The organism is Paramicrobacterium humi (assembly GCF_900105715.1).
GTDB classification, from domain to species: domain Bacteria; phylum Actinomycetota; class Actinomycetes; order Actinomycetales; family Microbacteriaceae; genus Paramicrobacterium; species Paramicrobacterium humi.
In genome coordinates this window covers 562044-587659 of sequence record NZ_FNRY01000001.1, presented here as the reverse complement: position 1 = coordinate 587659, position 25616 = coordinate 562044, and the positions used below count along the sequence as shown (strand labels likewise).

Genomic DNA, 25616 nt, shown 5'->3' with positions numbered 1-25616 from the left:
GGGTTCTCCTTCCTGATGTCCGGTCTCAGTGCTGCCCGGCGGAGCCGGCGAACTGCTCCTCCTCGGTGGATCCGACGAGGGCGAGCGTCGTGCTGCCCGGGTTGAGCGCCGTCGCGATGCGGTCGAAGTAGCCCGTGCCGACTTCGCGCTGGTGCTTTGTGGCGGTGTAGCCGTTCGCCTCCGACGCGAACTCGGCCTCCTGCAGGTCGACATACGCGCTCATGGCGCGGTTCTTGTAGTCGCGGGCGAGCTCGAACATCGAGTGGTTGAGCGAGTGGAACCCGGCGAGGGTGATGAACTGGAACGCGTAGCCCATCGCGGCGAGCTCCCGCTGGAATCGCTCGATCTGCGCATCGTCGAGGTGCGACTTCCAGTTGAACGACGGCGAGCAGTTGTAGGCGAGCTTCTTCCCCGGGAACTCTTCGTGGATGCGCTCGGCGAAGCGTCGTGCGAGTTCGATGTCGGGCTCGGCGGACTCGACCCATAGCAGGTCGGCGTACGGGGCGTACGCGAGACCGCGTGCGATGACCGGTTCGATGCCGTTTCGCACCTGGTAGAAGCCCTCGGCGGTCCGGTCGCCCTCGATGAACGCACGATCGCGCTCGTCGACGTCGCTCGTCAGCAGGGTCGCCGCGAGCGCGTCGGTGCGCGCGATGATGACGCTCGGCACGCCCGCGACGTCCGCGGCGAGGCGCGCGGCGTTGAGGGTGCGGATGTGCTGGCTCGTCGGCACGAGAACCTTTCCGCCCATGTGCCCGCATTTCTTCTCGCTCGCGAGCTGGTCCTCCCAGTGCACGCCCGCCGCACCCGCCTGGATCATCGACGACATGAGCTCGTAGGCATTGAGCGGGCCGCCGAAGCCGGCCTCCGCGTCGGCGACGATCGGTGCGAGCCAGTCCCTCGCGGGCGATCCGGCCTCCGCCGTCTCGATCTGGTCCGCGCGCAAGAGCGCATTGTTGATGCGGCGAACGACCTGCGGAACCGAGTTCGCCGGGTACAGCGACTGGTCGGGGTAGGTCTGGCCGGCCAGGTTGGCGTCGGCGGCGACCTGCCAGCCGGAGAGGTAGATGGCCTTGAGTCCCGCGCGAACCTGCTGCACGGCCTGGTTGCCGGTGAGCGCTCCGAGAGCGGGCACCCACTCCTCGGTGTGGATGAGATTCCACAGGTTCTCGGCGCCGCGGCGAGCGAGAGTCGCCTCCTCACGGACGCTGCCGCGCAGCGCGATGACGTCCTCGGCGGTGTAGTCGCGTCGCACGCCGTCCCATCGGGGTTCGCTCGCCCACTCCGCGGCGAGCTCCGCCGCGGTCTGGGTCTGGTCGCCGGCCCGGAACGGTCGTCGGTGTGTTGTCATTTTCTGCTCCTTCGCGTTGTGGTGACATCAACTCTGGAGGGCAGCGACGTGCGTCGACCGGAATTCATGCGCAGAAATTCACGGGTTCTTCTCATTGCCAGAAAGCCGACATCGTGTCACCATCAAGAGCATGATCACGGCAGAGGCTCTCACCCCCGACGACGGCCCGGCGGAGCGCGTGGATGCGCTCACGCTCGGTCGCCGCGTCCGCGACTTGCGCGTCTCGCGCGGAATGACGCTCGAGCAGCTGGGGCGGGCCATCGACCGGGCTCCGTCGCAAGTGTCGATGATCGAGAACGGGAAGCGCGAGCCCCGGCTCTCGATGCTGCGGCAGCTTGCGCTCGCCCTCGGTACAACAATCGACGATCTTCTCGACGAGGAAGCGCCGAACGAACGTGCGGCCCTCGAGATCGCCGTCGAGCGGGCGCAGCGCGGTCCGGTGTTCGAAGCTCTCGGCATCCATCCGTTCCGCATCTCGAAGTCGTACAGCGACGAGACCCTCCGCACGATCCTGTCGCTGCACCAGGAGGTCGAGCGGCTGCACAAGGAGCGAGCGGCGACGCCTGAGGAGGCGCGACGCGCGAATGCGCAGTTGCGAGCCACGATGCGCGCTCGCGACAACCACTTCCCCGAGCTCGAGGCGGAGGCTCGCAAACTCCTCGACGCCGTCGGCCACCGCGGCGGCCCCGTGAGCCAGCAGCTCGTCGGCGACATGGCCCTGCACCTCGGGTTCACCTTGCACTACGTGCCCGACCTGCCGCACTCGACGCGGTCGGTGACCGACAAGAAGAACGGCCGCATCTACCTGCCGACCCAGCAGTCGGCCTCGCGCGACTCCCGCAGCCCGGTCGTGCAGGCCTTCGCGAGTCACCTGCTCGGCCACGAGGAGCCCGCCAACTACGCCGACTTTCTGCGGCAGCGCATCGAGACGAACTACCTCACGGCCGCGATACTGCTGCCCGAGGCCGACGCCGTGCGATTCCTCGCCGAGGCGAAGAACTTTCGACGCATCTCGATGGAGGACCTGCGCGACGCGTTCGCCGTTTCGTACGAGACGGCGGCGCATCGGTTCACGAACCTCGCGACGGCGCACTTCGGAATTCCCGTGCACTTCACGAAGGTGCACGAGTCGGGGACGATCGTGAAGGCGTACTCGAACGACGGCGTGCGGCACCCGACCGACGCCCTCGGCGCGGTGGAGGGCACGACGGTGTGCCGCAAGTGGACCGCATTCACCGTGTTCGCCGCCGAAGACCGGTTCAGCCCGTGGTATCAGTACACCGACAACCCCAACGGAACGTACTGGTGCACCTCGCGCGTCGAGAAGGCCAAGGAGGGCGAGTACTCGATCACCGTGGGCGTGCCGTTCGAGCACGTGAAGTGGTTCAGGGGGCGCGACACGCGCAACCGATCGCAGTCGACCTGCCCCGACGAGGCGTGCTGCCGGCGTCCGCCGACCGAGCTCGCCGAGGTGTGGGCGCGGCAGTCGTGGCCGGCGGCGCGCACACCGACGAGCCTGCTCGCGGCTCTGCCGACGGGGACGTTCCCGGGCGTCGACGACGCGGAGGTGTACCGCTTCCTCGACCGGCACGCGCCGCGGGAGTAGAACGCGCCAGCTCTCCCTTGTCTCAGGTAAGGCTGTGCTAAGTTTCTGACGGTACCGGGCGCACGACCCGGCCCAACGCCGCCACGTCACTGAAGGGCCGCTGTTGACCATCGCACACGAGACCCTCGCCGGGCACGATCTGACGATCGGCTACGACGGGAAGATCATCTCCGCGGATCTCGACGTGGCGATCCCCGACCAGTCGTTCACGGCAATCATCGGTCCGAACGCGTGCGGAAAATCGACGCTTCTTCGCGCCTTGTCCCGATTGCTCTCACCGCGGTCGGGCCGTGTGATCCTCGACGGCCGCGCGATAACCGAGTACGGCTCGAAGGAAGTGGCGAGGCGGCTCGGACTGCTGCCGCAGTCCTCGATCGCGCCGGACGGCATCACGGTCGTCGATCTCGTCTCGCGCGGCCGATTCCCGCATCAGAGCCTGCTGCGGCAGTGGTCTGACGCCGACGAGGCCGCCGTGCGCGACGCCATGGAGGCGACGAACGTGCTCCATCTGGCCGACGCGCACGTCGACGAGCTCTCGGGCGGACAGCGTCAGCGTGTGTGGCTCGCTCTCGTCCTCGCGCAGCAGACGCCGCTTCTGCTTCTCGACGAGCCAACCACGTTCCTCGACATCGCCCACCAGATCGACGTGCTCAATCTGTGCCGCAGCTTGCACGCTCGCGGCGGCTACACGCTCGTCGCTGTTCTGCACGACCTCAACATGGCCTTCCGCTACGCCGACCACATCATCGCCATGCGCGACGGTCGCATCGTCGCCGAGGGTGCGCCGGCCGACATCGTCTCGGCTGAGCTCGTGCACGAGGTGTTCGGCCTGCGCGCGGTGTGCGTCGCCGATCCCGTGACGGGCAAGCCCATGGTCGTGCCGCTCGATGCCGAACCGGAGACCCCCGGCGACATCGACGAGGCCGACGGAGAATGGGCCGACGAGAACGACGCCGGCTAGAAGGCGCGTCGCCGACGCTGCTCGGCGGGCGTCGGCCACCGGAACTGGCCCGCGATGAGCAGCACGATCACGACGACCGCGGGCGCGATCCAGCCCGACCAGCCGAGAATCGTCGCCTGAACGGTGTCGACGCTCTCCCCGGCGCGCGCATACACGGCCGAGAGGCCGACGGAGGCGTTGAGCGCGCCGTGCGCGAGGGCGGCCGGCCATACCGAGCGGGAGCGAATGCGGAGCCAGCCGAAGATCCCGCCCATGACCACGCACATGCCCATCATGAGCAGCACGCCGAGCCACCCGGACGCGGTCGGGTAGTTGTAGCCGAGCAGAATGAGCGGGGCATGCCACAGCCCCCAGACCGCCCCTGAGATCAGCAGCGCCGGCACGGTGCCGAGCGGCAGGAGCTTCGGCAGGAGCCAGCCGCGCCAGCCGAGCTCCTCGCCGAGCGCGGGGATGAGATTGAGCGCGGCGCCGACGACGATGTTGAGGTACTGCGCGGCGACGAGGAGCCCGATCGGAATCGGAAGGGATGCCGCCCCCGTCGCGGCGAGAAGCGATCGGTATCCGGAGAACCGCGCGAAATCCGCCGGGTAGGTGCCGAGGAGCGCGCCGATGACGAGCGCGGCGACGACGAGGGCGACGGGCACGACGAGGCCGAGCCCCAGGTACATCCAGAACCGACCGGCCGGTCGCAGCGGCCACAGACCGAGCCGCTCTGCGCGGTTCGGTCCGCGTTCGACGACGAAGACAGCGACGAGCGCGCCGATCGCGGGCGTGGCCATCATGCCGACGGCGATCGCACCGAACAGCGGGTGCTGCAGTCCCTGGCCGCTGAGCCAGAGCGGCAGCGCGATCAGCCACGACAGCCCAAATGCGATCACGAGGTACACCGTGAGCGACAGGGCGGTGCGACGCCCGCCGATCACGAGGTCTCGCTCTCGCGTGCGAAGGGATCCCGCTCCGCATCCGTGTGCGGCTCGTACTCGATGCCCGCGGCCGCCTCCCGCGCAGCATCCCGGCCGACGAGAGCGGCGATGAGCGCGTGCGTCATGTCCATTCCGGCAGCGACTCCTGACGACGTCCAGCGGTTGCGATCGACGACCCAGCGCGCCTGTCGAACCCACTCGACGTTCTCGCCGTGGTGGGACGCCCAGTCGAAGGCGCGCTTGTTCGACGTCGCGCGATACCCCTCGAGAAGACCGGATGCCGCGAGCAGCGCCGACCCGGTGCACACCGACGTCACGAACTCTGCGCCGCGCGCCCACCGCGCGAGCCACTCGAGAAACGGTGCGTCATCGACGAGCGTGCGCGTTCCCATGCCACCCGGAACGAGCGCGATGTCGGGTGTCACCGCGTCGTCGTAGGACGTGTCGGCGACCACTTCGGCGCCCTGTCGGCTGCGCACGGGCCCGGCATCGGGACCGAGGAGGGAGACGGCGAAGTCATGGGGCAGCCGGCTGAACAGCTCGATGGGACCGACGGCGTCAAGCAGCTCGAAGCCCTCGAAGAGAATGACGGCGACGCTGCGCGAAGTGGGCGGCATGCGACCATCATTCCACGCCGATTCCCTCCCTCGGAGGAGCGCCTCCCGCTCGTCACCCGGAGTCGAGCTCCCGTCGTTGGCGGCGCAGATACCGCCGGCCGACGTACCAGGCCGGCGGGATCATGCGCGCCCTGCCGTCGACGATGCGGACGCTCCATTCGCCGCGCTCCAGCAGCCGATGGTGAAACCAGCACACCATGACGCCGTTGCGGAGGTCTGTGCGGCCTCCGTCGGCCCACGCGACGATGTGGTGTGCTTCCGTGAGCCATGCGGGGATCGTGCATCCGTCGGCGACGCACGTTGGCCCGTCTCGGGCGATCAGCGCGAGGCGCTGGGCGGCCGCGAAGAAACGCTCCGCGGCGCCGAGGTTGAGCACTTCTCCACGCCGGAAGTCGAGCGGGCGGGTGTCGCCGTCGCACTGCATCTGCCGGACGAACGACTGCGGGAGCGGTTCCGGAGTGCCGGGAGAGCAAGCCGCGCCCGTTCCGTTCTGCAGGTCGTTCCCGTTCGTGACGACAAGAACTGTCGGCCCGCGGCCGTGCAGCTTCGGGGTGGCATCCTGCTTCCCGACGCCGCCGATGATGGCGGTGAACACATCGGAGCGCTCCTGCGACCTGCTCCGCTGCTCGGGCTGCGCGTTCTTGGCCGCGAGTTCCTCCTCGGTGAGGAAGACGGGCCCTGTGCGCGGGGACATGAAAGCATCGAACACCGGCGTGACGATAGCCGCCTGCTCCGGCGAGAGCCGGCCGGCGATCCGGAGCATTCCGTCATCCTGAGCGGTGAAGGTGAGGCTGCGCGCCTGATGCTGCTGCTCGGCGGTCGGCTCGGCCCCGTCCGGATCGAGAGCGATGCAGAACGCCTTGGCCTGCAGTCGCAGCTCATCGGCGGGCAGGGGCGCGTTTCCCGACGCTCCCGTCGCGTTGCCGAGCAGGGTCCGCTCGGCCTCGTCGAGTTCCGCGGGAATCGCCCGGGGCAGAACGGCCGCGAGGGTTGCGGTGAGCGCCTCGGCGGCGTCGAGGCCGATGATCCCCTCGGCGAGGACCGCGGCGGTGTGCTCGAACAGAGGAGGCAGCGGAGCCCCGGCATCCGACACTCGAGGCGTCGCGTGCTTGGCGGTGCGCGCGTAGCGGTACGCCGTCGAGTTCTTCGCCCCCGTGATCTTCTCGAACAGCGCCGCGGGCGTCGCCGCGCCGTGACGGGCGGCCAGCCCGTCGAGCCCGGCGTCGGCGCCGGAGCGGCGGGCGATCTCGCCCACGTTGCCGACCTGCCGACCCTCCACGACCCGGGCGATGTTTCCCAGAAGTCCCGTGTACTCGAGCAGTCCGTTCGCCGTGAGATCGCCAGGGTCGATGTCGATGAGCTCGGCGACCGCCGAGAGAGCTGTCTCGGCGGCGCGCATGGCCGCGGCATCCGCCACGTGAGGGATGCCGTCCGACCACCTCGCCTGCTCGTTCATGGCTCAAGTCAACCAGCACCCACCGACATTCGCGTCCGACGGAACCGCAGATCAGAGGCGACTTGTGGACAACCTCTTTGCGCCGGCTCCTGTGGAGGACGAGTGAACCGACGACCGCGACGCGCAGGACCTTCGACACGCCGGCGACAGCGGGGTAGCGTTGGCGCATGGCAACCGACGCCGTGATGCTTGCGGTCGACGGGCCGCACGGGCAGCGGGAGGTGCGGCTCTCGTCGCCCGGTCGTGTGCTGTGGCCCGAGCTCGGCATCACGAAACTCGATCTCGCGAACTACATCATCGCCGTCGGCGACGCCTTCGTGCGCGCGAACGGCGACCGGCCGGTGTCACTGCAGCGCTTCCCGGAAGGCGTCGACGGAGAGCAGTTCTTCTCGAAGAACCCGCCGCGCGGAGCGCCCGATTACGTGCGGGCTGTCACCGTCGTCTACCCGAGCGCACGATCGCACCCGCAACTGGTGATCGACGAGCCGGCCGCGGCGGTGTGGGCGGTGCAGATGAACACGATCGTGTTCCACCCGTGGCCGTCACGGGCAGAGGACTCCGACAATCCCGACCAGCTGCGCATCGACCTCGACCCGCAGCCCGGAACAGACATCGACGACGCGATTCCGGCGGCACTCGAACTGCGGAAGGTGCTCGACGAGGCCGGACTCGAGGCCTACGTCAAGACGTCCGGCAACCGCGGCCTGCACGTCTTCGCGCCCATCGCGCCGACGCGGGAGTTCCTCGACGTCAGGCACGCCGTCATCGCGGCCGCTCGCGAACTCGAGCGGCGCATGCCCGATCGGGTGACGACGGCGTGGTGGAAAGAGGAACGCGGACAGAAGGTCTTCGTGGACTTCAATCAGGCCAACCGCGACCGCACGATGGCGGGCGCCTACAGTGCCCGCGCCCTTGGCCACGCGCCCGTGTCGTGCCCGATCACCTGGGACGAGGTCGAAACAGTGGACCCGCGCGCCTTCACGATCGAGACGGTGCCCGAGCGGTTGCGCACGATCGGCGACCCCTTCGCCGACTTCGGCGAACGACAGGGCACGATCGACACGCTGCTCGCCTGGTGGCAGCGGGACTGCGACAACGGCTTGGGAGAACTGCCGTTCCCGCCCGACTACCCGAAGATGCCGGGGGAGCCGCCGCGCGTGCAGCCGAGCCGTGCCAGACACGACGACTGAGACTACGAGATCACTTTCGACAGGTCGTAGGCGATCGGGCGCTCGAGCTGCTCGAAGGTGCAGGAGCGGGCCTCGCGATCGGGGCGCCAGCGTTCGAACTGGGCCGTATGCCGGAACCGTGCGCCCTCCAGCTGGTCGTACCTCACCTCGAGCACCACCTCGGGCTTGAGCCGGACATACGAGAGGTCCTTGCCCGACGAGAACCGGCTGCGCTCGGTCTCGCCTTTCAGCGGCATCCCGGCGGCATCCCGGTCGACGTGCGGCGCGAGCTCGTCGACGAGTTGCCGTCTGCGCTTGTCGGTGAACGCCGACACCGCGCCGACATTGCGCAAGACCCCGTCGTCATCGAACAGACCGAGCAACAGCGAGGCAAGACCCGTGCCGTCCGAGGTCAGGCGGTAGCCGAGCGCCACGACGTCGGCCGTGCGATGGTGCTTGACCTTGAGCATCTGCCGCTTTCCCGGCGCATACGGTTCCGCGAGCCGCTTCGCCACGACGCCGTCGAGACCCGCTCCCTCGAACTCCACGAGCCAGCGGCGAGCGAGCTCCACATCCGTCGTCAGCCGCGTTATCGACAGCGGATGCCGCAACTCGGCGGCGAGCGACTCGAGAGCGGCACGACGCTCGCGAAACGGCGCGGACAGGTAGTCGCGGTCTCCGAGCGCGAGCAGATCGAAGGCGACGAACATCGCGGGCGTCTCCTGCGAGAGCTTCTCGATGCGCGTCGCGGCCGGGTGAATGCGCTGCGACAGCGCCTCCCAGTCGAGGTGCTCGTGCCCGGGCGTTCCCGTGCGCACGACGATCTCGCCGTCGAGAACACAGGGAACGCGCAGCTGCTCTGTCAGGGCCGCGACAAGCTCAGGGAAGTAACGGGTGAGCGGTTTGGAGCCGCGGCTGCCGATCTCACAGCGGGGGCCGTCGACATATGCGATTCCTCGAAAGCCGTCCCACTTGGGCTCGTAGGCCAGTCCACCCTCGACGCTGTCGGGTTCCGGAACGGCATCGACGGCGCGCGCGAGCATGGGAGCGACAGGTGACTCGGCGGTGGGCTGCATGCTCGCGATCCTGCCACGTAGGACGCCGCCAGGCGAGGGGCGCCTCCTCGGCTTGGAGTTGCCGAAGTCGTCGCGTACACTTATCCGAGGTAGTTGAAGTCTGCCAAGCTTCTCTATGCCCATTTTTGGCGTCGAGCGCGCCAATCGGTTCAGTGGAGCTATGCAGATTTCGACCCTAGAGTAGGTGCAACCCCACTCATAGGGCGGTGGCTCAATTGGTAGAGCAGCGGTCTCCAAAACCGCAGGTTGCAGGTTCGAGTCCTGTCCGCCCTGCGCGTCGGTGCATGATCACCGGCACACGAAAGGTGTAACACGTTGGCCCGTAAAGTAATCGACACCCCGAGCGAGGATGTCGTCGCTGCTGCGAAGAGCGCGCGTGCTGAGAAGCGCGGCCCCTTCGCCGGGATCGTCTTGTTCCTGAAGCAGGTCATCGCCGAGCTCAAGAAGGTCGTCACGCCGACCCGTCGCGAGCTCTGGAGCTACACCGCCGTCGTGCTGGTGTTCGTGGTCTTCATGATGGCGATCGTCTACGGGCTCGACCAGCTGTTCAGCTGGCTCGTGATCTTCGTCTTCGGAACGCCAGCGACCTGAGCCGCACCGCACCTGAGACGGCCCCCGGGCTCACCGCATATTCGGGCCGGAGCCGCACGACAGAAATGGAATGAATTCAGTGTCTGAGAGAAACCGAGACGACGTCGACTGGGCGACCGCGGCTGAGCAGTCGTCAGAGGTCGACGAGGCGCAAGAGGGCAACGTGCTCGCCGGCAACGAGCAGTCCGTGCAGCCCGCAGAGAACCGCGCCCTCCATGTCGAGGACCTCGACGTCGAGGGCAGCCTCGACGCCGCGCTCGACGCCCTCGGGCAGACGCAGGACCCCGAGGCCGACTCCGTGACGGAGGAGGCGCTCGACGCCGACACTCCTGAGGAGATCGAAGCCGCCGCCGAGGCTGTCGAAGACGAGCAGGATGCCGACGAGGCCGCCGCGGCCGCGGAAGAGACCCCGGAGCCGGCAGAGGTCGACCCGTACGAGGCCTTCCGTGCCGAGCTGCGCGTCATGCCGGGCAAGTGGTACGTCATCCACTCGTACGCCGGTTTCGAGCGTCGCGTGAAGGCCAATATAGAGCAGCGCAAGGGCACGCTCGAGGTCGAGGACTACATCTACCAGGTCGAGGTCCCCATGGAAGACGTGGTGGAGATCAAGAACGGCCAGCGCAAGATGGTCACGCGCGTGCGCATCCCCGGCTACGTGCTCGTGCGCATGGAGCTCAACGAAGACAGCTGGTCGGTCGTGCGTCACACGCCGGGCGTCACGGGCTTCGTGGGCAACGCCCACAACCCCACGCCGCTACGCTTCGAAGAGGCGTTCAACATGCTCAAGAGCCTCGTCGAGATCAAGGACACGGCTCCCGCGAAGAGCGGCGCGGCCGGCGGCGCGAAGGGCGCACAGCGCTCGATTCCCGCCGAAGTCGACTTCGAGATCGGCGAGACCATCACGATCAAGGAAGGCTCGTTCGCCGGGCTGCCCGGGTCGATCAGCGAGATCAAGCCCGAGAGCGGCAAGCTCACGGTCCTCGTCTCGCTCTTCGAGCGTGAGACCCCGGTCGAGCTCAGCTTCGACCAGGTCACCAAGCTTTAAGACCTCGGTCGGATGCCGCCAGCGGCATCCTGCCGATTTACCGCGGCCTGCAACGGGCCGTCGGGAGAGCATCCGCCAACACCGGCGGAGTTCGAATACCAGAAGAAGGAAGAATCATGGCACCGAAGAAGAAGGTCACTGGTCTGATTAAGCTTCAGATCAACGCCGGCGCCGCCAACCCCGCCCCGCCGATCGGTCCGGCGCTGGGTCAGCACGGCGTCAACATCATGGAGTTCTGCAAGGCGTACAACGCCGCGACCGAGTCGCAGCGTGGAAACGTCGTGCCGGTCGAGATCACCGTGTACGAGGACCGCTCGTTCACGTTCATCCTCAAGACCCCTCCGGCCGCCGAGCTCATCAAGAAGGCTGCGGGCGTCAAGAAGGGCTCCGGAGTTCCCCACACCACAAAGGTCGGCAAGCTCACGAACGACCAGGTGCGCGAGATCGCCGAGCAGAAGATGGCCGACCTCAACGCGAACGACATCGACGCCGCGTCGAAGATCATCGCCGGAACCGCGCGTTCCATGGGCATCACCGTCGAGTAGCACTCGACCCCCGACAGACTACGTGGCAGCGCCGGCCAGGCGCAGATGACCACACTCTCAACAGGAGAACAACATGGCACAGAAGTCAAAGGCCTACCGGGCCGCAGCCGAGAAGATCGAGGCTGGAAAGCACTACACCCCCGAAGAGGCCGTCGCTCTCGCGAAGGAGACCGGCTCCTCGAACTTCAACTCGACCGTCGAGGTCGCGCTGAAGCTCGGTGTCGACCCCCGCAAGGCGGACCAGATGGTCCGCGGTACCGTCATTCTTCCTCACGGTACCGGCAAGACCGCGCGCGTCATCGTGTTCGCGACCGGTGCGGCCGCTGAGGCCGCGATCGCAGCGGGCGCTGACGAGGTCGGCGGCGACGAGCTCATCCAAAAGGTCGCAGACGGCTACACCGATTTCGACTCGGCCGTCTCGACGCCCGAGCTCATGGGCAAGGTCGGCCGCCTCGGTAAGGTCCTCGGACCCCGCGGCCTCATGCCGAACCCGAAGACCGGAACCGTCACGCCCGACGTGGCGAAGGCCGTGGGCGACATCAAGGGCGGAAAGATCGCCTTCCGCGTCGACAAGCACGCGAACGTGCACTTCGTCGTCGGAAAGGCCGCCTTCACCGCCGAGCAGCTGAACGAGAACATCTCGGCGGCGCTCGAAGAGGTCGTCCGCCTCAAGCCGACGAGCGCGAAGGGCCGCTACATCCAGAAGGGCGCCGTGTCGACCACGTTCGGCCCCGGCATCCCGCTGGACGTCAACGCGATCTGATCCACGGACCCTCGAAGGGCTCCGTCGCTATAGGCGACGGGGCCCTTCGCGTCTATGCTCTGCTGTCATGGGCAGTGTCGCGGAGTACCTCACGACGATGGCAGCATCCGACCGGGCGGCGCTCGAGCGGATCTACGCCATCGCGCGCGAGCAGGTGCCGGAGGCGGTCGAGGGAAAGAGCTACGGCATGCCCGCCCTGCTCTACCGCGACAAGGGCCTCATCGCCGCGATGCGCACACGAAGATTCCTCTCCCTCTACCCGTTCAGCGGGGCCGTCGTCGCTGAGCTGGCGGAGGCACTGACGGGGTTCGAGACGACGAGCGGCAGCGTCCACTTCAGCGCCGACTCGCCCGTGCCTGACGAACTCGTGCGCCGAATCGTCGATTCCCGGCGCACGGAGATCGAGGCGAGGACGTCACGATGAGCCCCGCCGGTGAGAAGTACGACATCAAGAAGGCGGCGCGCGAACTGTACGCGCCGCCCGCCGGGCGCTTCGTCGAAGTCGACGTGCCGCCGCAGCACTATCTCGCCGGCGACGGCGCCGGTGACCCAATACGGCGACCGCCTATGCCGAGATCGTCACAGCGCTCTACGCGGTCGCCTACACGCTGAAGTTCGACAGCAAGCGCTCGGGCCGCGACTTCGTCGTCGCACCGCTCGAAGGCCTGTGGCGCGCCGACGACCCTGCCGTGTTCGCGACGCGGCGCGACAAGCGGCAGTGGCAGTGGACGATGCTCCTCGCCCTCCCGCACTGGATCACCGGCGATGACGTGCGAACAGCGCTGGACACGGTCGAACGCGCGAAGGGCGTCGACGTTGCGCACATTGTCGGCATGCGCCACCTTCTCGAGGGCCGCTCCGTGCAGACGCTCCACATCGGAGCCTACGATGACGAAGGTCCGACGCTCGCGCGGCTGCACGACGAGTATCTCCCGCAGAACGGGCTCACCTTCAACGGCGACCACCACGAGATCTACCTGAGCGACCCGCGGCGCACGCCGCCCGAGAAGCTCAAGACCGTGCTGCGGCAGCCCGTGCGTCCCGTCATCGACATGGGCGCGTCCCCGCCCGACCAGTAGGCTCGACGTATGGTGCACATCCGACGCGCAGACCGAGCGGATGCTGCTGCGCTCTCCCAGCTCGCCGCGCAGACGTTCGCCTTGGCGTGTCCGCCTGACATGGCGCCCGCCGACGTCGACGCGTTCGTGTCACGGCATCTCAGCGAAGAGCGCTTCGGCGAATACCTCGCCGATCAGAGGCGGATGCTGCTCGTCGCCGCGGACGGCGACGCCCTCGTCGGCTACACCATGCTCGTCGACGAGGCGCCCGAGGATCCCGCCGTCGCCGAAGGGCTCACCGTGCGGCCGTCCGTCGAACTCAGCAAAGTGTACGTGCACGCGAGCGCGCACGGCACGGGCGCGGCAGGTTCGCTCATGCGGGCGACGCTCGAGTCGGCCGCATCCGTCGGCGCTCGCGGCGTGTGGCTCGGCGTCAATCAGCTCAACGCGCGCGCCGTGCGGTTCTACGAGAAGAGCGGGTTCCGTCGTGTCGGCACCCGCCGCTTCAAGGTCGGCGACCGCTGGTGCGACGACTTCGTGATGGAGTGCGTGCTCGAGGCCTGAACGGCGCTACTCGACCTCGAGAACGATCTTGCCGCGAGTGTGCCCCTTCTCGAGCTCCGCGTGCGCGGCGGCGGCCTCGGCGAGCGGGTAAACGGCGTCGACGTGCACCGAGACGTCGCCCGCGTCGATGATGCGCCCGATCTTGGCGAGCGTGTCCCCGCTCGCCACGAGCTTGAACGTCGTGGCCCGCACGCCGGCGGCATCCGCTTCTTCGAACAGGGTCGGGAACGACCCGGTCGGCACGTTCACGATGAGTCCGTCGGGACGCAGCACGCGCAGCGACCGCGACCCGGTGTCGTCGTGCGCGTTGCCCATGAGGTCGATGACGACGTCGATGTCGCTCAGCACCTCGTCGAAACGCGTCGTCGTGTAGTCGACGACGGCTTTCGCGCCGATCGACCGGAGGAACTCGATGTTCCGCCCCGAGGCGGTCGTGACGACGTCGGCTCCGAAGTAGCGCGCGAACTGCACGGCGAACTGGCCCACGCCGCCGGCTCCCGCGTGGATGAGCATGCGCTGACCGTGGTGCGCCTTCGCGACGTCGACGACGGCGCCCCACGCCGTGAGGGCTGCGAGCGGCACCGCGGCCGCCTGCGTGAACGAGAGCGACGTCGGCTTCGGCGCCACCGCGAGGGTCGGTGCGGCGACGTACTCGGCGTAGCTGCCGGCGTAGCGCGGAAGCGTCGTCATGCCGAACACCTTCGTGCCGGCCCGGAGCGGGTGCGCCTCGTACGGCTCGCGCACGATCGTGCCGGCGAAGTCGTGCCCGAGGATCGCGGGGAAGCGCAGCGCTGCCGCTGTCGGGTTCTTCCCCGAACGCGTCTTGAAGTCGACGGGGTTGATGCCGGCAGCGGCGACCTTCACGAGAACGTCGCCGAGAAAGCTCGGCGGCACGGGAACCGTCGCCGTGTGCAGGTTCTCGGCCGGACCGGTCTTGTCGATCACGGCGGCTGTCATCGTCTCGGGAATGTCTACGGGCTGGCTCATGCTCCGAGTCTGCCACGCTCGCGCGAGCGGTTCAGCGCCGTGTCGTGCGCACGTGCAGTTCGTCGATGAGCTGGTTCGCGAGCGAGACGAGCTTCGCGATCTCCGTCTCGTCCCGGTCGACCCAGCGGCACAGCGGCTCGTCGCCCACCGGGACGAAGTTGTCGTGCTGCTCCCACACGACGAGGGTGCGCTCCGCGCCGAGCACGTACTGCTGCCACCACACCTGCCGCAGGTAGTTGCGCGGAATCGAGCGCCACGGCTTCGTCGTCGTCTTGATCTCGGCGAGGATGACCCCGCCGGTTGTCATGCTGCCGACGCCGTCCGGCGTCGCGAGGTGACGCGTCTCCGTCTCGGCGTGGAACAGCGCCGACGACGGCTGGATCCCGTGGGTGGCGGCGACCCACGCCGCGATCTCCGGCTCCCGGCGCCTCCCGTGGTCGGTGTAGGCGTTGCCCGTGAAGCCCGTGCCGTGCAGCTTCGCTGTCGCCGCGACCTGGATGGAGTGCGGCGTCGACAGCTTCGCCACGTCCGTCGCCGTGATTCCGCGTGAGCGGGCCCGCAGCCAGCCGACGCGATCGCTCGAGTCGGCGATGATGCGGTTGGCGAGGCGGGGATTCACCCTTCCATTCTCACCCCGTCGAGCGGATGCCGCCGACAGCGGTGCGCGCGTTGCGGCAGGAGAGCCTTCAGAACCGGCCGTTCACGATCGCGTCGACCGATTCGGCGTCGAGCGTCGCGTCGATCGCCATGATCGCCGCACCGAGCGCTCCCGCGGACTCTCCACCGCGGGACGGCGCGATCGTCAGGTCCTGCGTCGCGAGCGGTATGGAGCGTCGGTACACGACTTCGCGCACGCCGGCGATGAGATGCTCGCCCGCTCTCGTGATGCTGCCGCCGATGACGATGACGGAGGGATTGAGCAGGTTCACGACGCCGGCGAGCACTTCGCCGACATCACGACCCGCCTGCCGCACCGCTTCGGCGGCTCGGGCATCGCCGCCGCGGACCGCGGCTATCACGTCCTCGCTCGTCGAGCCGTCGAGCGACGCGGCGATCGCGGGTCCCGAGGCGACCGCCTCGAGGTCGGGGGAGTGGGCGCCGTCGGTTACGGGGACTCGCACGTGCCCGAGATCCCCGGCCGAACCGCGCGCGCCGCGCTGCAGGCGGCCGCCCATGATGACTCCCGCGCCGATTCCCGTCGACACCTTCACGAAGACGAGATCGTCGGCGTCCGGCCAGAACATCGCCTGCTCGCCGAGAGCGAGCACGTTGACGTCGTTGTCCACGAGAACCGTGACGGGGAGTCGCCGCCGCACGAAGGCGGGGATGTCGAAGCGGTCCCAGCCGGGCATGATCGGCGGATTCACGGGGCGCCCTGTGTCGTGCTCGACGGGGCCAGGGACGCCGATGCCGACGCCGAGCACGTCGTCGGCATCGCGGCCGACGTCGGCGAGCAGCTCGAGGGTTTCGCCGACCGCCCAGTCGAGAACGCTCTCGGGGCCGTCGGTGATGCGCAGCCGCGCCGCGCTCTCGGCGAGGATGGTGCCGGCGAGATCGCTGAGGGCGACGACGCCGTGGGTCGCGCCGAGATCGATGCCCACGACGAGCCGGGAAAGCGGCGAGAACGCGACGCGAGACGGCCGCCGGCCGCCGGAGGACGCGGCCTCACCCGCCGGCATGGCGAAACCGGAGGCGAGCAGCGCGTCGATGCGGGCCGCTACCGTCGAGCGCGACAGCCCCGTGAGCGCCGCGATCTCCGCCTTCGTGCGAGGCTCGCCATCGCGCAGAAGCTGGAGCAGGTCGCCCGCCGATGCGGCGCGCGGCGCGCTCGGAACCGTGACCATGTTGTGAGTAAAGCACAGCCGACTACTGATCGGCTAGTCACAACTTTTGATTGACAGAAACCAAAAGTCGTCGTTCAATGGTTGCGGGCCACTCGGGTCCGCGATTCACCGAGGAGATCATGAACACGTCCCCGCTGTCCGTTCAGCTCTACACCGTCCGCGAACTCATCACGAAGGATCTGCCCGGCACACTGCAGCGCCTCGCCGACGCCGGCTTCACTCGCGTGGAGCCCTTCGCCTTCACGCAGTTCGAGGGGCTCGGCGACGCGCTCACGGCGGCCGGTCTCACCGCTCCCACCACTCACCAGGGATTCCTCGCCGACGGCTCGATCGCCGTGGTCGCCGCCGCGGCTTCAGCCCTCGGCATCCGCAGCGTGATCGATCCCTTCGTCGGCCCCGAGAAGTGGACGAGCGCCGAGGACGTCGCCGACACGGCCCGTCGCCTCAACGAGGCCGCGACGGTCGCCGCCGAGCACGGCATCACCGTCGGCTACCACAACCACGCGCACGAGCTGCAGAGCCGCATCGAGGGCACGACCGCGCTCGAGTACTTCGCGTCGCTCCTCGACCCTGAGGTCGTGCTCGAGATCGACACGTACTGGGCTGCCGTCGGCGGTGTGGACCCCGTTGACCTGCTCGGCCGCCTCGGCGACCGGGTGGCCGCGATCCACGTGAAGGACGGCCCCGGCACGGCAGAGACGAAGGACCAGGTCGCCGTCGGAAGCGGCAGCCTCGACATCCCGGCGATCCTCGCCGCCGCGCCGAGCGCACTGCGCGTCATCGAGCTCGACGACTCCCGCGGCGACCGCTTCCAGGCCGTCGTGGACAGCTTCGGCTACCTCCGCTCGCTCGAGAACGGGGCGAACGCGTGAGCCGCGTCGGAGTCGGCGTCATCGGCGCCGGAGTGATCAGCACCCAGTACCTCGAGAACCTGACGTCCTTCCCCGACCTCGACGTGCGCTTCATCGCCGACCTCGACACCGAGCGGGCCGCCGCCCAGGCGCAGAAGTTCGGCGTCGCGGCATCCGGAACCGTCGATGAGCTCCTCGTCGACGACGACATCGAGATCGTCGTCAACCTCACCATCCCCGCCGTGCACGTCGAGGTCGCGCTGCAGGCGCTCGAGGCGGGCAAGCACGTGTGGAGCGAGAAGCCGTTCGCGCTCGATCGCGAGTCGGGCCGGGTGCTGCTCGACGCTGCCCACGCGGCCGGCCGACGCGTCGCGACCGCTCCCGACACGTTCCTCGGCGCCGGCATCCAGTCGGCGCGCCGTCTCATCGAGGGCGGCCGCATCGGCGCTCCGCTGACCGCGCTCACGCTCATGCAGAACCCGGGCCCTGAGGCCTGGCACCCGAACCCCGACTTCCTGTTCCAGCACGGGGCGGGACCGCTGTTCGACATCGGACCGTACTACCTCACGGCCCTCGTGCAGATCTTCGGCCCCGTCTCGCGCGTCACCGCGAGCGCCTCGACCGCGAAGCCGTTCCGCATCATCGGATCGGGTCCGCGCGCGGGCGAGCGCTTCGACGTCACCGTGCCGACGCACGTCGGCGCGATGTACGAGTTCGAGGGCGGGCAGAGCGCGCAGAGCATCTTCAGCTTCGACTCGAAGCTCGGTCGCACCCAGTTCGAGGTCGCGGGCATCGACGGCACGCTCGTCATCCCCGATCCGAACATGTTCGAGGGCGACCTGCTGCTGCACGGCGAGGGCGGCGAGATCGAGACGATACCCTCGCTCGGCACGCGCACCACCCGCGGAACGGGCGTGGCAGAGCTCGCGCAGGCGATCCGCGAGAACCGGCCCGAACGGGCGTCGGGGGAGCAGGCCTTCCACGTGCTCGACGTCATGGTATCGACGATCGAGTCGGCGAACGAGCGTCGCCCGATCGACATCGCGAGCACCGTCGAGGTCGCGCCGCCGCTTCCCGAGGATTGGGACCCGCGCGCCGGAGTGATCGGACGATGAGCCGCCTGCGCGTCGGCATCGTCGGCGGCGGCTTCATGGCGACCGTGCACTCCCGCGCCGCACGGGCCGCGGGCGCCGAGCTCGCGGGCATCGTCTCGTCGAGCCCGACGCGCGGCGCCGCAGCCGCCGAGGCGCTCGGCATCGAACGCGCGTTCCCCGACCTCGACGCGCTCCTCGGCGAGGTCGACGTCGTGCACGTGTGCACGCCGAACGCCTTCCACGCCGAGCAGGCTCTCGCCGTCGCCCGTGCGGGCGTGCACGTGGTGTGCGAGAAGCCGCTCGCGACGACCGTCGCCGACTCCCGGCAGCTCGTCCGGGCGGCGTCCGGCGTCACGGCGACCGTGCCGTTCGTGTACCGCTTCCATCCGCTCGTGCGCGAGGCTCGGGCCCGCGTCGCTTCCGGAGAGGCCGGCCGCGTGCTCAGCATCCGCGCCTCCTACCTGCAGGACTGGCTGCTGAGCGCCGACGACGACAATTGGCGCGTCGACCCGGAGACGGGCGGCCGCTCCCGGGCGTTCGCCGACATCGGCTCGCACCTCGTGGACCTGCTCGAGTTCATCACCGGTGACCCGATCGCGCGCGTGGCGGCGACGCGCCGCACGTTCGTCGAGAAGCGCGCCGAGCATGCCGCGGTGAGCACCGAGGACGCCGCCGCCGTCACGATCGAGACCGCGGGCGGGGCGATCGGGACGCTGCTCGTCTCGCAGGCCGCGCCCGGTCGCAAGAACGCGCTCACGCTCGAGATCGCCGGAAGCGCGGAGAGCATCGCGTTCGAGCAGGAGAACCCCGAGACGATCTGGGTCGGCCGCCGCGGCGGCAGCCTGTCGATTCCGCGCGACGCCGACCAGCTGAGCCCCGACGCCGCGCGCCTGTGCACGGTTCCGGCCGGTCACCCGCAGGGCTACCAGGACGCGTTCAACGCGTTCGTCGCCGACAGCTACGCCGCGATCGCGGGTGGCGAGCCCGAGGGGTTGCCGCGCTTCACCGACGGGCTGCGCGCCGTGCAGCTCACCGAGACCGTGATGGATGCCGCCGAGCGCGGCGCCTGGCTGGATGTCCCGAGCGAAGGAGACACGCAATGACGAACGAATCAACACACCCGGTCACCCTGTTCACGGGGCAGTGGGCCGACCTGCCGTTCGAGGAGGTCGCGCGCCTCGCCTCCGAGTGGGGCTACGACGGTCTCGAGATCGCGGCGAGCGGCGACCACCTCGATCTCGAGCGCGCGGACCAGGATGACGCATACCTGAAGAGCCGCCTCGAGATCCTCGAGCGCAACAACCTGCGGGTGTTCGCGATCTCGAACCACCTCACCGGACAGGCCGTGTGCGACGACCCGATCGACTTCCGCCACAAGGCGATCGTGCGGCCCTCCACGTGGGGCAACGGCGACCCGGAGGGCGTGCGGCAGCGCGCTGCGGAGGACATGAAGCGCTCCGCCCGCGTCGCCCGCAAGCTCGGCGTCGACGTCGTCGTGGGCTTCACGGGCTCGAAGATCTGGCCCTACGTCGCGCAGTTCCCGCCGGTTCCGGCATCCGTGATCGATGAGGGCTATGAGGACTTCGCCCGCCGGTGGAACCCCATCCTCGACGTGTTCGACGCCGAGGGCGTGCGCTTCGCCCACGAAGTGCACCCAAGCGAGATCGCGTATGACTACTGGACGAGCGTGCGCACGCTCGACGCCATCGAGCACCGCGAGGCGTTCGGCTTCAACTGGGACCCGAGCCACATGATGTGGCAGCAGATCGACCCCGTCGGCTTCATCTGGGACTTCAAAGACCGCATCTACCACGTCGACTGCAAGGACACGCGCATGCGCCCCGTGCAGGGCCGCGCGGGCGTGCTCGGCTCGCACCTACCATGGGGCGACCCGCGGCGCGGCTGGGACTTCGTCTCGACCGGACACGGCGACGTGCCGTGGGAGGACGCGTTCCGCGCGCTCGAGGCGATCGGCTACACGGGCCCCATCTCGATCGAGTGGGAGGATGCCGGCATGGACCGCCTGCACGGGGCCAAGGAGGCGGTCGGCTACATCCGCTCGCTGCTGTGGAAGCAGCCGGAGGCCTCGTTCGACGCCGCGTTCAGCAACCAGTGACAGTGACAGAATGAGCGCATGAGAATCGCCGTCACCGGAGGATCCGGAAAGCTCGGCCGTGCCGTCGTCGCGCACTTGCGCGAAGAGGGGCACGACGTCACGAACCTCGACAGCGCGGGAGAGCGCGGTCCCGGCTTCCTCCGGGTCCGGCTCACCGACTACGGCGAGGTCATCGATGCGCTCTCCGGAGTGCGCGACGGCTCGGACGGCCCCGGCTACGACGCGCTCGTGCACCTCGCGGCGATTCCCGCGCCCGGGATCGTGAGCGATGTCGCCACGTTCCACAACAACATGCTCGCGTCGTTCAACGTCTTCCACGCGGCGAGGCGCTGCGGCATCCGCTCAATCGTCTACGCGTCGAGCGAGACCGTTCTCGGGCTGCCGTTCGACACGCCGCCGCCGTACATCCCCGTGGACGAGGATTACCCGGCGCGGCCGGAGAGCGTGTACTCGCTCGTGAAGCACCTCGAAGAGCAGATGGCGATCGAGCTGACCCGGTGGGACCCGGAGCTCACGATCACCGCCCTGCGTTTCTCGAACGTGATGAACCCCGAGGACTACGCGGCGTTCCCCGACTTCGACGCCGACCCGAGAGGGCGCAAGTGGAACCTGTGGGGCTACATCGACGCGCGCGACGGCGCCCAGGCCGTGGCGAAGGCGCTCGCGCTCGAGAAACCGGGATTCGACCGCTTCATCATCGCGGCCGCCGACACGGTCATGTCGCGCCCGAACGCGGAGCTCATCGCCGAGGTGTTCCCCGGCGTGCGTGTCACTCGCGAGGTCGGCGAGCATGACACGCTGCTCTCGATCGACAAGGCCCGGCGCGAGCTCGGCTTCGAGCCGCGTCACTCATGGCGGGACTCCGTGTAAGTCCCCCGTCCGGGGCCTACCCCTGAAGGGGGAAGCCGCTTACCATGACGACATGCGAACGAGGGTGGGGGTCGTCCGCGTGATTGTGGCGTGCACTCTCATTGCGGCGATCTTCACCGAACTCGTGCGCACCGCCGAGACCGATTCTCTCGACGTCGCCCAACACGCCGCGAACTATTTCAGTTACTTCACGACGATGTCCAATTCGGTGACGGCGCTCACGCTCGCCGCGGGGGCGTGGTTCGCCTTCCGGCGCGCAGCGGATCCCCCGTGGTACGACCGCGTGTTCTCGTCGGCGGTCACCTATATGCTCACGACGGGCGCCGTGTACAACATCGCGCTGCGCGCCGTCGCGACAAACGGCGACAGCTGGGCGAACGAGGTGCTGCACGTGTTCGGGGCGCTGTTCGTGGCGAGCGCATGGGTCGCGAAACCGGGAAAGCCCCTGCTGCCGTGGCGGCGCGTCGCCGGCATCACGGCGGTTCCGCTCGTCTGGCTCGGCTACACCATGGTGCGCGGCGTCGTCACGGGCTGGTACCCGTATGCGTTCCTCGACCCGGGCCAGCCGGGCGGCTACGCGACGGTGCTCGGGTACGTCGGCATCGTCGCGGGCATCATCATGACCGTCGCGTGCGGCGTCGTCGCGGCGAGCCGGCCGCTGCGGCGCCGCGCTCAGTCGTCGAGGAACCGCGCGACGGCCGCGAGCAGCTGGTCGATGCGCGGGGCGCCCGTCGCCCGGAACAGCTCGGCGCCCGCCGCGGAGCGCATGATGATCGTCGGGGTGGATCGGATGCCGTCGGCGACCGCGTCGGTTTCGAACCGGACGACGTCCCTCTCGGTCGTGCGCAGCTGCGGGACGAGCCGCTGCGCCTCTGCGAGCGTCGCGCGCGCGGACGCGCACGGCGCGCAGAACGCCGAGGTGTACAGCACGAGCTCCATGCCGAGGTCAACCTCGCGAGGGCCGGATCTGTTCCCTCAGCCCGCGAGGCTCTCGTTGAGCTTGGCGATCAGATCTCGCAGTCGCCGGATCTCCTCGGCATCCCACGCCATGAGGGTGTCCCGCAGCACGGTGCGGTCACTCGCCATCGCCGATTCGAGCCGGCGCCCCGCATCCTCGGTCAGAGCGACGAGCTGAACGCGCCGATCGTCGGCATCGGTCGTGCGCTCGACGAGCCCCAGCTCCTCGAGGTGACGCACGGTCCTGCTGACCACGCCCTTGTCGGCGTGCAGCGCCTCGACGAGCCCGCCCTGGGGGCACTCGCCTTGGCGCTGCAGCACGCGCAGCGCTTTGAAGCCGAAGATCGAGAGTTCGGGGTGCACCTCGGCGGCGCGCCGCGTGAGCACGAGCCGCGTCTGGTTGTACATCTCGTTGAACTGCGCCTCGACCTGGCCGATGGCTTCGTCCACTTCGGCGTCCGTCTCAGGACGTGGGGTCGTCATGCTCGTCATGCTAGCGAGCGGGGGCCTCGTCGTCGCCGGAGCCGCGCACGACCTCGAGAGAGTCGGTCCGCGGTGTCGCGGCGATGCTCGCCTCCGCGATGTCGGCCAGTTCGTCGCCCGCCGTCGATTCCGTGTGCGCCGTCTTCGAGCTCATGCGCTGGTGGTTCGTCTGCGTGCTGAGCGAGAGGTTCGGCAGGAACGCGATGGCGATGATCGTCACGAGGGCGAGGGGCGCGGCGACGAGGAAGATGTCCGCGACAGCCTGACCGTAGACCGACTCGATGATGATCCGCACGCTCTCCGGCAGGGAGTTCATCTCCGGCAGCTGGCCGCTCGTGAGCGCGTCGGCGACGGCCTGACCCTTCTCGCCGAGCTTCATGATCGCGGCCATGAGGTCCTTCTGGCGGTCGGCCATGAGGCTTGTCGCCTGCGAGCCGAGCACCGCGCCGAGGGCGGAGATGCCGACCGTGCCGCCGAGGCTGCGGAAGAACGCGACGCCCGAGCTTGCGACGCCGAGCTCCTTCGGGTCAACGGCGTTCTGCACGATGAGAACCATGTTCTGCATGACCATTCCGACGCCCGCGCCGAGCAGCACCATGTAGAGCGAGACGAGCGCGAAGTTTGTGTCGTACTCGATCGTGCTCATGAGCACCATGCCGATCGTCAGCAGCACCGAGCCGAGCACCATGTAGCGCTTCCACACACCGGTGCGGCTGATCACCATGCCGATGAGGGTGGACGAGATCAGCATTCCGCCGATCATCGGGATCGTCATGAGGCCCGACTGCGTCGCGTTCGCGCCGCGGGCCAGCTGCATGTACTGGCTGAGGAACACCGACGTGCCGAACATGGCGACGCCAACGGAGATGCTGCCGACGACAGCGAGCGTGAACGTGCGGTTCTTGAAGAGGCTCAACGGGATGATCGGGTTCTTCGCCTTGAACTCGACGATGACGAAGATCGCGAGGATGACGAGCGAGCCGGAGACCATGACGATCGTCTCGGTGCTCCACCAGTCGAACTGGCTGCCTGCGAGGCTGACCCAGATGAGGAGCAGAGAGACACCGGCGGCGAGCAGGACGGTTCCGATGTAGTCGATCGACACCTTCTGCTCGGGAAGCTTCGGCAGGTGCAGCGTCTTCTGGAGGAGCAGGATCGCGACGATCGCGAACGGGATGCCGACGAAGAAGTTCCAGCGCCAGTCGATCGCGTCGGTGAGGAAGCCGCCGAGGAGCGGACCGCCGACCGTTCCGACGCCCATGACGGCGCCGAACAGGCCCATGTACTTGCCGCGCTCACGCGGGCTGAGGATGTCGGCCATGATGATCTGGCTCAACGACGTGAGCCCGCCCGCGCCGAGGCCCTGGAACACGCGGAACGTGATGAGCGTGCCTGGGTCGTGCGAGAAGCCGGCCGCCGCGGAGGAGGCGACGAAGATGACAAGCGAGATCTGAATCAGGAGCTTGCGGTTGAACAGGTCCGCGAGCTTTCCCCAGATGGGCGTCGATACGGTCGTCGCCAGAAGGGTGGCCGTGACGACCCACGTGAACGAGGCCTGCGTGCCGCCGAGGTCCGCGATGATGATCGGCAGCGAGCTGCTCACCACCGTGCCCGCGATGATCGAGACGAACATGCCCATGAGCAGGCCCGAGAGCGCCTGCAGCACCTCGCGGTGCGACATTTTCGCGGAGGGTGATGGTGAAGAAGAAGTCGCCGTGTCGGCGGCGGGGGAAGCGGATGTCACGCGGGAAGGCTCCAGTCCAAGATGGTTGTGTTCAGCAACTAACTATAGAAATATAGTTGACCGATCGCAACTAATAGCCCGGCTCTGCATTCGCATCTCAGTAACTTCTCAGCAACCGCGCCCGACGTGAGACTCTCCTCCGGCAAGGTCAAAGCCGAGACATAGGTTTCTCATAGGCCGCCGCGGATACTGGAGCTATGAGCAACTATCCTTCTGCGTCTCCCGCTGTCGCAACCAAGCTCACGCACCCCGACGGTTCGCCCATCCGCGTGCTGGCGGTCGACGACGAGCCGAGTCTCACCGACCTCATGAAGATGGCTCTCAAGTATGAGGGCTGGGACGTGCGAACGGCCGCAAGCGGGGAGCAGGCGCTCAACGTCGTGCGCGACTTCCGCCCAGACGTCGTCATCCTCGACATCATGCTGCCCGATCTCGACGGCATGAGCGTGCTGCAGCGACTGCGCACCGCCGGCGACGACGTGCCCGTGCTGTTCCTCACGGCGAAGGACTCGCTCGACGACCGGATCGCGGGTCTCACGGCCGGCGGCGACGACTACGTGACGAAGCCGTTCAGTCTCGAGGAGGTCGTCGCCCGGCTGCGCGGACTCATCCGACGCACCGCGCTCACCGCCCCCGCGGCGGACTCCGTCATCACCGTGGGCGACCTCACTCTCGACGAGGACAGTTACGAAGTGAGCCGTGCGGGGCAGCAGATCGATCTCACGGCGACCGAGTTCGAGCTCTTGCGGTTCCTCATGCGGAACCCGCGCCGCGTGCTCAGCAAGGCGCAGATTCTCGATCGCGTGTGGAGCTACGAGTTCGACGGCAAGGCGAGCGTCGTCGAGCTGTACATCTCCTACCTGCGGAAGAAGATCGACAACGGGCGCACGCCCATGATCCACACCGTGCGCGGCGCAGGCTACATGCTGAAGGCCGCTGACTGAA

The 25616-nt window shown here is 68.4% G+C and carries 27 protein-coding genes, 1 tRNA gene and 1 pseudogene; 19 read left to right on the top strand and 10 right to left on the bottom strand.

Translation table 11 applies throughout. The annotated features are described in order from the left end of the window. Nucleotides 1–25: 25 nt before the first annotated feature. The gene (aceA, locus tag BLV49_RS02870; protein ID WP_091179631.1) at nucleotides 26–1351 is read right to left on the bottom strand and encodes an isocitrate lyase; all 1326 of its coding nucleotides are present in this window, start codon (nucleotides 1349–1351) and stop codon (nucleotides 26–28) included. A gap of 130 nt (nucleotides 1352–1481) precedes the next feature. On the opposite strand from aceA, the gene BLV49_RS02865 reads away from it, so the two are divergent. Together BLV49_RS02865 and BLV49_RS02860 are read left to right on the top strand one after the other, a co-directional pair. Beyond that, nucleotides 1482–2957 carry a helix-turn-helix domain-containing protein gene (locus tag BLV49_RS02865; protein WP_091179629.1) on the top strand — a complete coding sequence of 492 codons (1476 nt, stop codon included), beginning with the start codon at nucleotides 1482–1484 and terminating at the stop codon, nucleotides 2955–2957. A gap of 103 nt (nucleotides 2958–3060) precedes the next feature. Next, the gene (locus tag BLV49_RS02860; protein WP_245723517.1) at nucleotides 3061–3918 is read left to right on the top strand and encodes an ABC transporter ATP-binding protein; all 858 of its coding nucleotides are present in this window, start codon (nucleotides 3061–3063) and stop codon (nucleotides 3916–3918) included. Here BLV49_RS02860 and BLV49_RS02855 read toward each other — a convergent pair. The 3 genes from BLV49_RS02855 to BLV49_RS02845 are packed head-to-tail and all read right to left on the bottom strand — an operon-like array spanning nucleotide 3915 to nucleotide 6914. Further along, nucleotides 3915–4841: a CPBP family intramembrane glutamic endopeptidase gene (locus BLV49_RS02855; RefSeq protein ID WP_245723516.1), complete on the bottom strand. Its 927-nt coding sequence runs from the start codon at nucleotides 4839–4841 to the stop codon at nucleotides 3915–3917. The two genes, BLV49_RS02860 and BLV49_RS02855, sit on opposite strands and share 4 nt — an antisense overlap. Then, nucleotides 4838–5458, bottom strand: a complete 621-nt coding sequence (locus BLV49_RS02850; RefSeq protein WP_091179627.1) for a DJ-1/PfpI family protein — start codon at nucleotides 5456–5458, stop codon at nucleotides 4838–4840. The genes BLV49_RS02855 and BLV49_RS02850 overlap by 4 nt, the downstream gene beginning before the upstream one ends. Nucleotides 5459–5510: 52 nt before the next feature. Then, nucleotides 5511–6914 (bottom strand): HNH endonuclease signature motif containing protein, encoded by a 1404-nt coding sequence (locus BLV49_RS02845; RefSeq protein WP_091179624.1) that lies wholly within the window; start codon nucleotides 6912–6914, stop codon nucleotides 5511–5513. A 167-nt stretch (nucleotides 6915–7081) separates the two neighbouring features. On the opposite strand from BLV49_RS02845, the gene ligD reads away from it, so the two are divergent. Further along, a complete protein-coding gene (gene ligD / locus BLV49_RS02840) occupies nucleotides 7082–8104 on the top strand; it encodes a non-homologous end-joining DNA ligase (RefSeq protein ID WP_176980698.1) in 1023 nt (340 codons plus the stop codon). A gap of 2 nt (nucleotides 8105–8106) precedes the next feature. Here ligD and BLV49_RS02835 read toward each other — a convergent pair whose 3' ends face one another. Next, on the bottom strand, nucleotides 8107–9159 hold the full coding sequence (locus tag BLV49_RS02835) for an ATP-dependent DNA ligase (protein ID WP_091179621.1): 1053 nt from the start codon (nucleotides 9157–9159) through the stop codon (nucleotides 8107–8109). 200 nt (nucleotides 9160–9359) lie between these two features. On the opposite strand from BLV49_RS02835, the gene BLV49_RS02830 reads away from it, so the two are divergent. The 9 genes from BLV49_RS02830 (at nucleotide 9360) to BLV49_RS02795 (ending at nucleotide 13725) form a co-directional block, all read left to right on the top strand. Then, a tRNA-Trp gene (locus BLV49_RS02830) sits at nucleotides 9360–9432 on the top strand. A 42-nt stretch (nucleotides 9433–9474) separates the two neighbouring features. After that, complete coding sequence (gene secE / locus BLV49_RS02825; RefSeq protein WP_091179619.1) at nucleotides 9475–9750, top strand: preprotein translocase subunit SecE; 276 nt, start codon at nucleotides 9475–9477, stop codon at nucleotides 9748–9750. A gap of 79 nt (nucleotides 9751–9829) precedes the next feature. After that, nucleotides 9830–10795: a transcription termination/antitermination protein NusG gene (gene nusG, locus BLV49_RS02820; protein WP_091179617.1), complete on the top strand. Its 966-nt coding sequence runs from the start codon at nucleotides 9830–9832 to the stop codon at nucleotides 10793–10795. A gap of 116 nt (nucleotides 10796–10911) precedes the next feature. Beyond that, nucleotides 10912–11340 (top strand): 50S ribosomal protein L11, encoded by a 429-nt coding sequence (gene rplK / locus BLV49_RS02815; protein WP_091179615.1) that lies wholly within the window; start codon nucleotides 10912–10914, stop codon nucleotides 11338–11340. A 73-nt stretch (nucleotides 11341–11413) separates the two neighbouring features. Next, entirely contained in the window at nucleotides 11414–12103 is a 690-nt protein-coding gene (gene rplA / locus BLV49_RS02810; RefSeq protein ID WP_091179612.1) for a 50S ribosomal protein L1, read from the top strand. 67 nt (nucleotides 12104–12170) lie between these two features. Then, on the top strand, nucleotides 12171–12527 hold the full coding sequence (locus BLV49_RS02805) for an iron chaperone (RefSeq protein ID WP_091179610.1): 357 nt from the start codon (nucleotides 12171–12173) through the stop codon (nucleotides 12525–12527). Next, the gene (locus BLV49_RS17120; protein WP_245723515.1) at nucleotides 12524–12715 is read left to right on the top strand and encodes a hypothetical protein; all 192 of its coding nucleotides are present in this window, start codon (nucleotides 12524–12526) and stop codon (nucleotides 12713–12715) included. Before BLV49_RS02805 ends, BLV49_RS17120 begins: the two co-directional genes overlap by 4 nt. A 77-nt stretch (nucleotides 12716–12792) precedes the next feature. Next, entirely contained in the window at nucleotides 12793–13182 is a 390-nt protein-coding gene (locus BLV49_RS17115; RefSeq protein WP_245723514.1) for a GyrI-like domain-containing protein, read from the top strand. A gap of 9 nt (nucleotides 13183–13191) precedes the next feature. After that, nucleotides 13192–13725: a GNAT family N-acetyltransferase gene (locus BLV49_RS02795; protein WP_091179607.1), complete on the top strand. Its 534-nt coding sequence runs from the start codon at nucleotides 13192–13194 to the stop codon at nucleotides 13723–13725. Between the two features lie 6 nt (nucleotides 13726–13731). Here BLV49_RS02795 and BLV49_RS02790 read toward each other — a convergent pair whose 3' ends face one another. From BLV49_RS02790 to BLV49_RS02780, 3 genes are all read right to left on the bottom strand, one after another. Continuing rightward, nucleotides 13732–14712, bottom strand: a complete 981-nt coding sequence (locus BLV49_RS02790; RefSeq protein ID WP_245723513.1) for an NADP-dependent oxidoreductase — start codon at nucleotides 14710–14712, stop codon at nucleotides 13732–13734. A 31-nt stretch (nucleotides 14713–14743) separates the two neighbouring features. After that, on the bottom strand, nucleotides 14744–15331 hold the full coding sequence (locus BLV49_RS02785) for a YqaJ viral recombinase family protein (RefSeq protein WP_091179605.1): 588 nt from the start codon (nucleotides 15329–15331) through the stop codon (nucleotides 14744–14746). Between the two features lie 67 nt (nucleotides 15332–15398). Then, nucleotides 15399–16556: an ROK family transcriptional regulator gene (locus tag BLV49_RS02780; RefSeq protein WP_091179602.1), complete on the bottom strand. Its 1158-nt coding sequence runs from the start codon at nucleotides 16554–16556 to the stop codon at nucleotides 15399–15401. 119 nt (nucleotides 16557–16675) lie between these two features. Between BLV49_RS02780 and BLV49_RS02775 the strand changes: the two genes are divergently transcribed. The 6 genes and pseudogenes from BLV49_RS02775 to BLV49_RS17110 all read left to right on the top strand — a co-directional run. Further along, on the top strand, nucleotides 16676–17428 hold the full coding sequence (locus tag BLV49_RS02775) for a sugar phosphate isomerase/epimerase family protein (protein WP_091186662.1): 753 nt from the start codon (nucleotides 16676–16678) through the stop codon (nucleotides 17426–17428). Beyond that, nucleotides 17425–18522: a Gfo/Idh/MocA family protein gene (locus BLV49_RS02770; RefSeq protein ID WP_091179600.1), complete on the top strand. Its 1098-nt coding sequence runs from the start codon at nucleotides 17425–17427 to the stop codon at nucleotides 18520–18522. Before BLV49_RS02775 ends, BLV49_RS02770 begins: the two co-directional genes overlap by 4 nt. Then, nucleotides 18519–19604 carry a Gfo/Idh/MocA family protein gene (locus BLV49_RS02765; RefSeq protein ID WP_091179597.1) on the top strand — a complete coding sequence of 362 codons (1086 nt, stop codon included), beginning with the start codon at nucleotides 18519–18521 and terminating at the stop codon, nucleotides 19602–19604. Before BLV49_RS02770 ends, BLV49_RS02765 begins: the two co-directional genes overlap by 4 nt. Further along, complete coding sequence (locus tag BLV49_RS02760) at nucleotides 19601–20617, top strand: sugar phosphate isomerase/epimerase family protein (RefSeq protein WP_091179595.1); 1017 nt, start codon at nucleotides 19601–19603, stop codon at nucleotides 20615–20617. Before BLV49_RS02765 ends, BLV49_RS02760 begins: the two co-directional genes overlap by 4 nt. An 18-nt stretch (nucleotides 20618–20635) precedes the next feature. Continuing rightward, complete coding sequence (locus BLV49_RS02755; protein WP_091179592.1) at nucleotides 20636–21487, top strand: NAD-dependent epimerase/dehydratase family protein; 852 nt, start codon at nucleotides 20636–20638, stop codon at nucleotides 21485–21487. Beyond that, nucleotides 21408–22130, top strand: a pseudogene (locus BLV49_RS17110) (Pr6Pr family membrane protein); the annotation flags it as partial. The gene BLV49_RS02755 and the pseudogene BLV49_RS17110, both read left to right, overlap by 80 nt. A gap of 332 nt (nucleotides 22131–22462) precedes the next feature. Here the strand turns inward: BLV49_RS17110 and BLV49_RS17105 are convergent. Both BLV49_RS17105 and BLV49_RS02740 read right to left on the bottom strand, forming a co-directional pair. Then, nucleotides 22463–22927 (bottom strand): MarR family winged helix-turn-helix transcriptional regulator, encoded by a 465-nt coding sequence (locus BLV49_RS17105; protein WP_245723512.1) that lies wholly within the window; start codon nucleotides 22925–22927, stop codon nucleotides 22463–22465. 10 nt (nucleotides 22928–22937) lie between these two features. Continuing rightward, the gene (locus BLV49_RS02740; RefSeq protein WP_281245301.1) at nucleotides 22938–24671 is read right to left on the bottom strand and encodes an MDR family MFS transporter; all 1734 of its coding nucleotides are present in this window, start codon (nucleotides 24669–24671) and stop codon (nucleotides 22938–22940) included. 197 nt (nucleotides 24672–24868) lie between these two features. On the opposite strand from BLV49_RS02740, the gene BLV49_RS02735 reads away from it, so the two are divergent. Next, nucleotides 24869–25615, top strand: a complete 747-nt coding sequence (locus BLV49_RS02735) for a response regulator transcription factor (RefSeq protein ID WP_091179583.1) — start codon at nucleotides 24869–24871, stop codon at nucleotides 25613–25615. Nucleotide 25616: the final 1 nt, after the last annotated feature.

What these genes read in the sequence shown, in the direction of transcription:
- aceA (WP_091179631.1), bottom strand. Translation starts at nt 1,351, where the DNA reads ATGACAACACACCGACGACCGTTCCGGGCCGGCGACCAGACCCAGACC.
- BLV49_RS02865 (WP_091179629.1), top strand. Translation starts at nt 1,482, where the DNA reads ATGATCACGGCAGAGGCTCTCACCCCCGACGACGGCCCGGCGGAGCGC.
- BLV49_RS02850 (WP_091179627.1), bottom strand. Translation starts at nt 5,458, where the DNA reads ATGCCGCCCACTTCGCGCAGCGTCGCCGTCATTCTCTTCGAGGGCTTC.
- BLV49_RS02845 (WP_091179624.1), bottom strand. Translation starts at nt 6,914, where the DNA reads ATGAACGAGCAGGCGAGGTGGTCGGACGGCATCCCTCACGTGGCGGAT.
- ligD (WP_176980698.1), top strand. Translation starts at nt 7,082, where the DNA reads ATGGCAACCGACGCCGTGATGCTTGCGGTCGACGGGCCGCACGGGCAG.
- BLV49_RS02835 (WP_091179621.1), bottom strand. Translation starts at nt 9,159, where the DNA reads ATGCAGCCCACCGCCGAGTCACCTGTCGCTCCCATGCTCGCGCGCGCC.
- rplK (WP_091179615.1), top strand. Translation starts at nt 10,912, where the DNA reads ATGGCACCGAAGAAGAAGGTCACTGGTCTGATTAAGCTTCAGATCAAC.
- rplA (WP_091179612.1), top strand. Translation starts at nt 11,414, where the DNA reads ATGGCACAGAAGTCAAAGGCCTACCGGGCCGCAGCCGAGAAGATCGAG.
- BLV49_RS02805 (WP_091179610.1), top strand. Translation starts at nt 12,171, where the DNA reads ATGGGCAGTGTCGCGGAGTACCTCACGACGATGGCAGCATCCGACCGG.
- BLV49_RS17120 (WP_245723515.1), top strand. Translation starts at nt 12,524, where the DNA reads ATGAGCCCCGCCGGTGAGAAGTACGACATCAAGAAGGCGGCGCGCGAA.
- BLV49_RS02795 (WP_091179607.1), top strand. Translation starts at nt 13,192, where the DNA reads ATGGTGCACATCCGACGCGCAGACCGAGCGGATGCTGCTGCGCTCTCC.
- BLV49_RS02790 (WP_245723513.1), bottom strand. Translation starts at nt 14,712, where the DNA reads ATGAGCCAGCCCGTAGACATTCCCGAGACGATGACAGCCGCCGTGATC.
- BLV49_RS02780 (WP_091179602.1), bottom strand. Translation starts at nt 16,556, where the DNA reads ATGGTCACGGTTCCGAGCGCGCCGCGCGCCGCATCGGCGGGCGACCTG.
- BLV49_RS02775 (WP_091186662.1), top strand. Translation starts at nt 16,676, where the DNA reads ATGAACACGTCCCCGCTGTCCGTTCAGCTCTACACCGTCCGCGAACTC.
- BLV49_RS02765 (WP_091179597.1), top strand. Translation starts at nt 18,519, where the DNA reads ATGAGCCGCCTGCGCGTCGGCATCGTCGGCGGCGGCTTCATGGCGACC.
- BLV49_RS02760 (WP_091179595.1), top strand. Translation starts at nt 19,601, where the DNA reads ATGACGAACGAATCAACACACCCGGTCACCCTGTTCACGGGGCAGTGG.
- BLV49_RS02755 (WP_091179592.1), top strand. Translation starts at nt 20,636, where the DNA reads ATGAGAATCGCCGTCACCGGAGGATCCGGAAAGCTCGGCCGTGCCGTC.
- BLV49_RS17105 (WP_245723512.1), bottom strand. Translation starts at nt 22,927, where the DNA reads ATGACGACCCCACGTCCTGAGACGGACGCCGAAGTGGACGAAGCCATC.
- BLV49_RS02735 (WP_091179583.1), top strand. Translation starts at nt 24,869, where the DNA reads ATGAGCAACTATCCTTCTGCGTCTCCCGCTGTCGCAACCAAGCTCACG.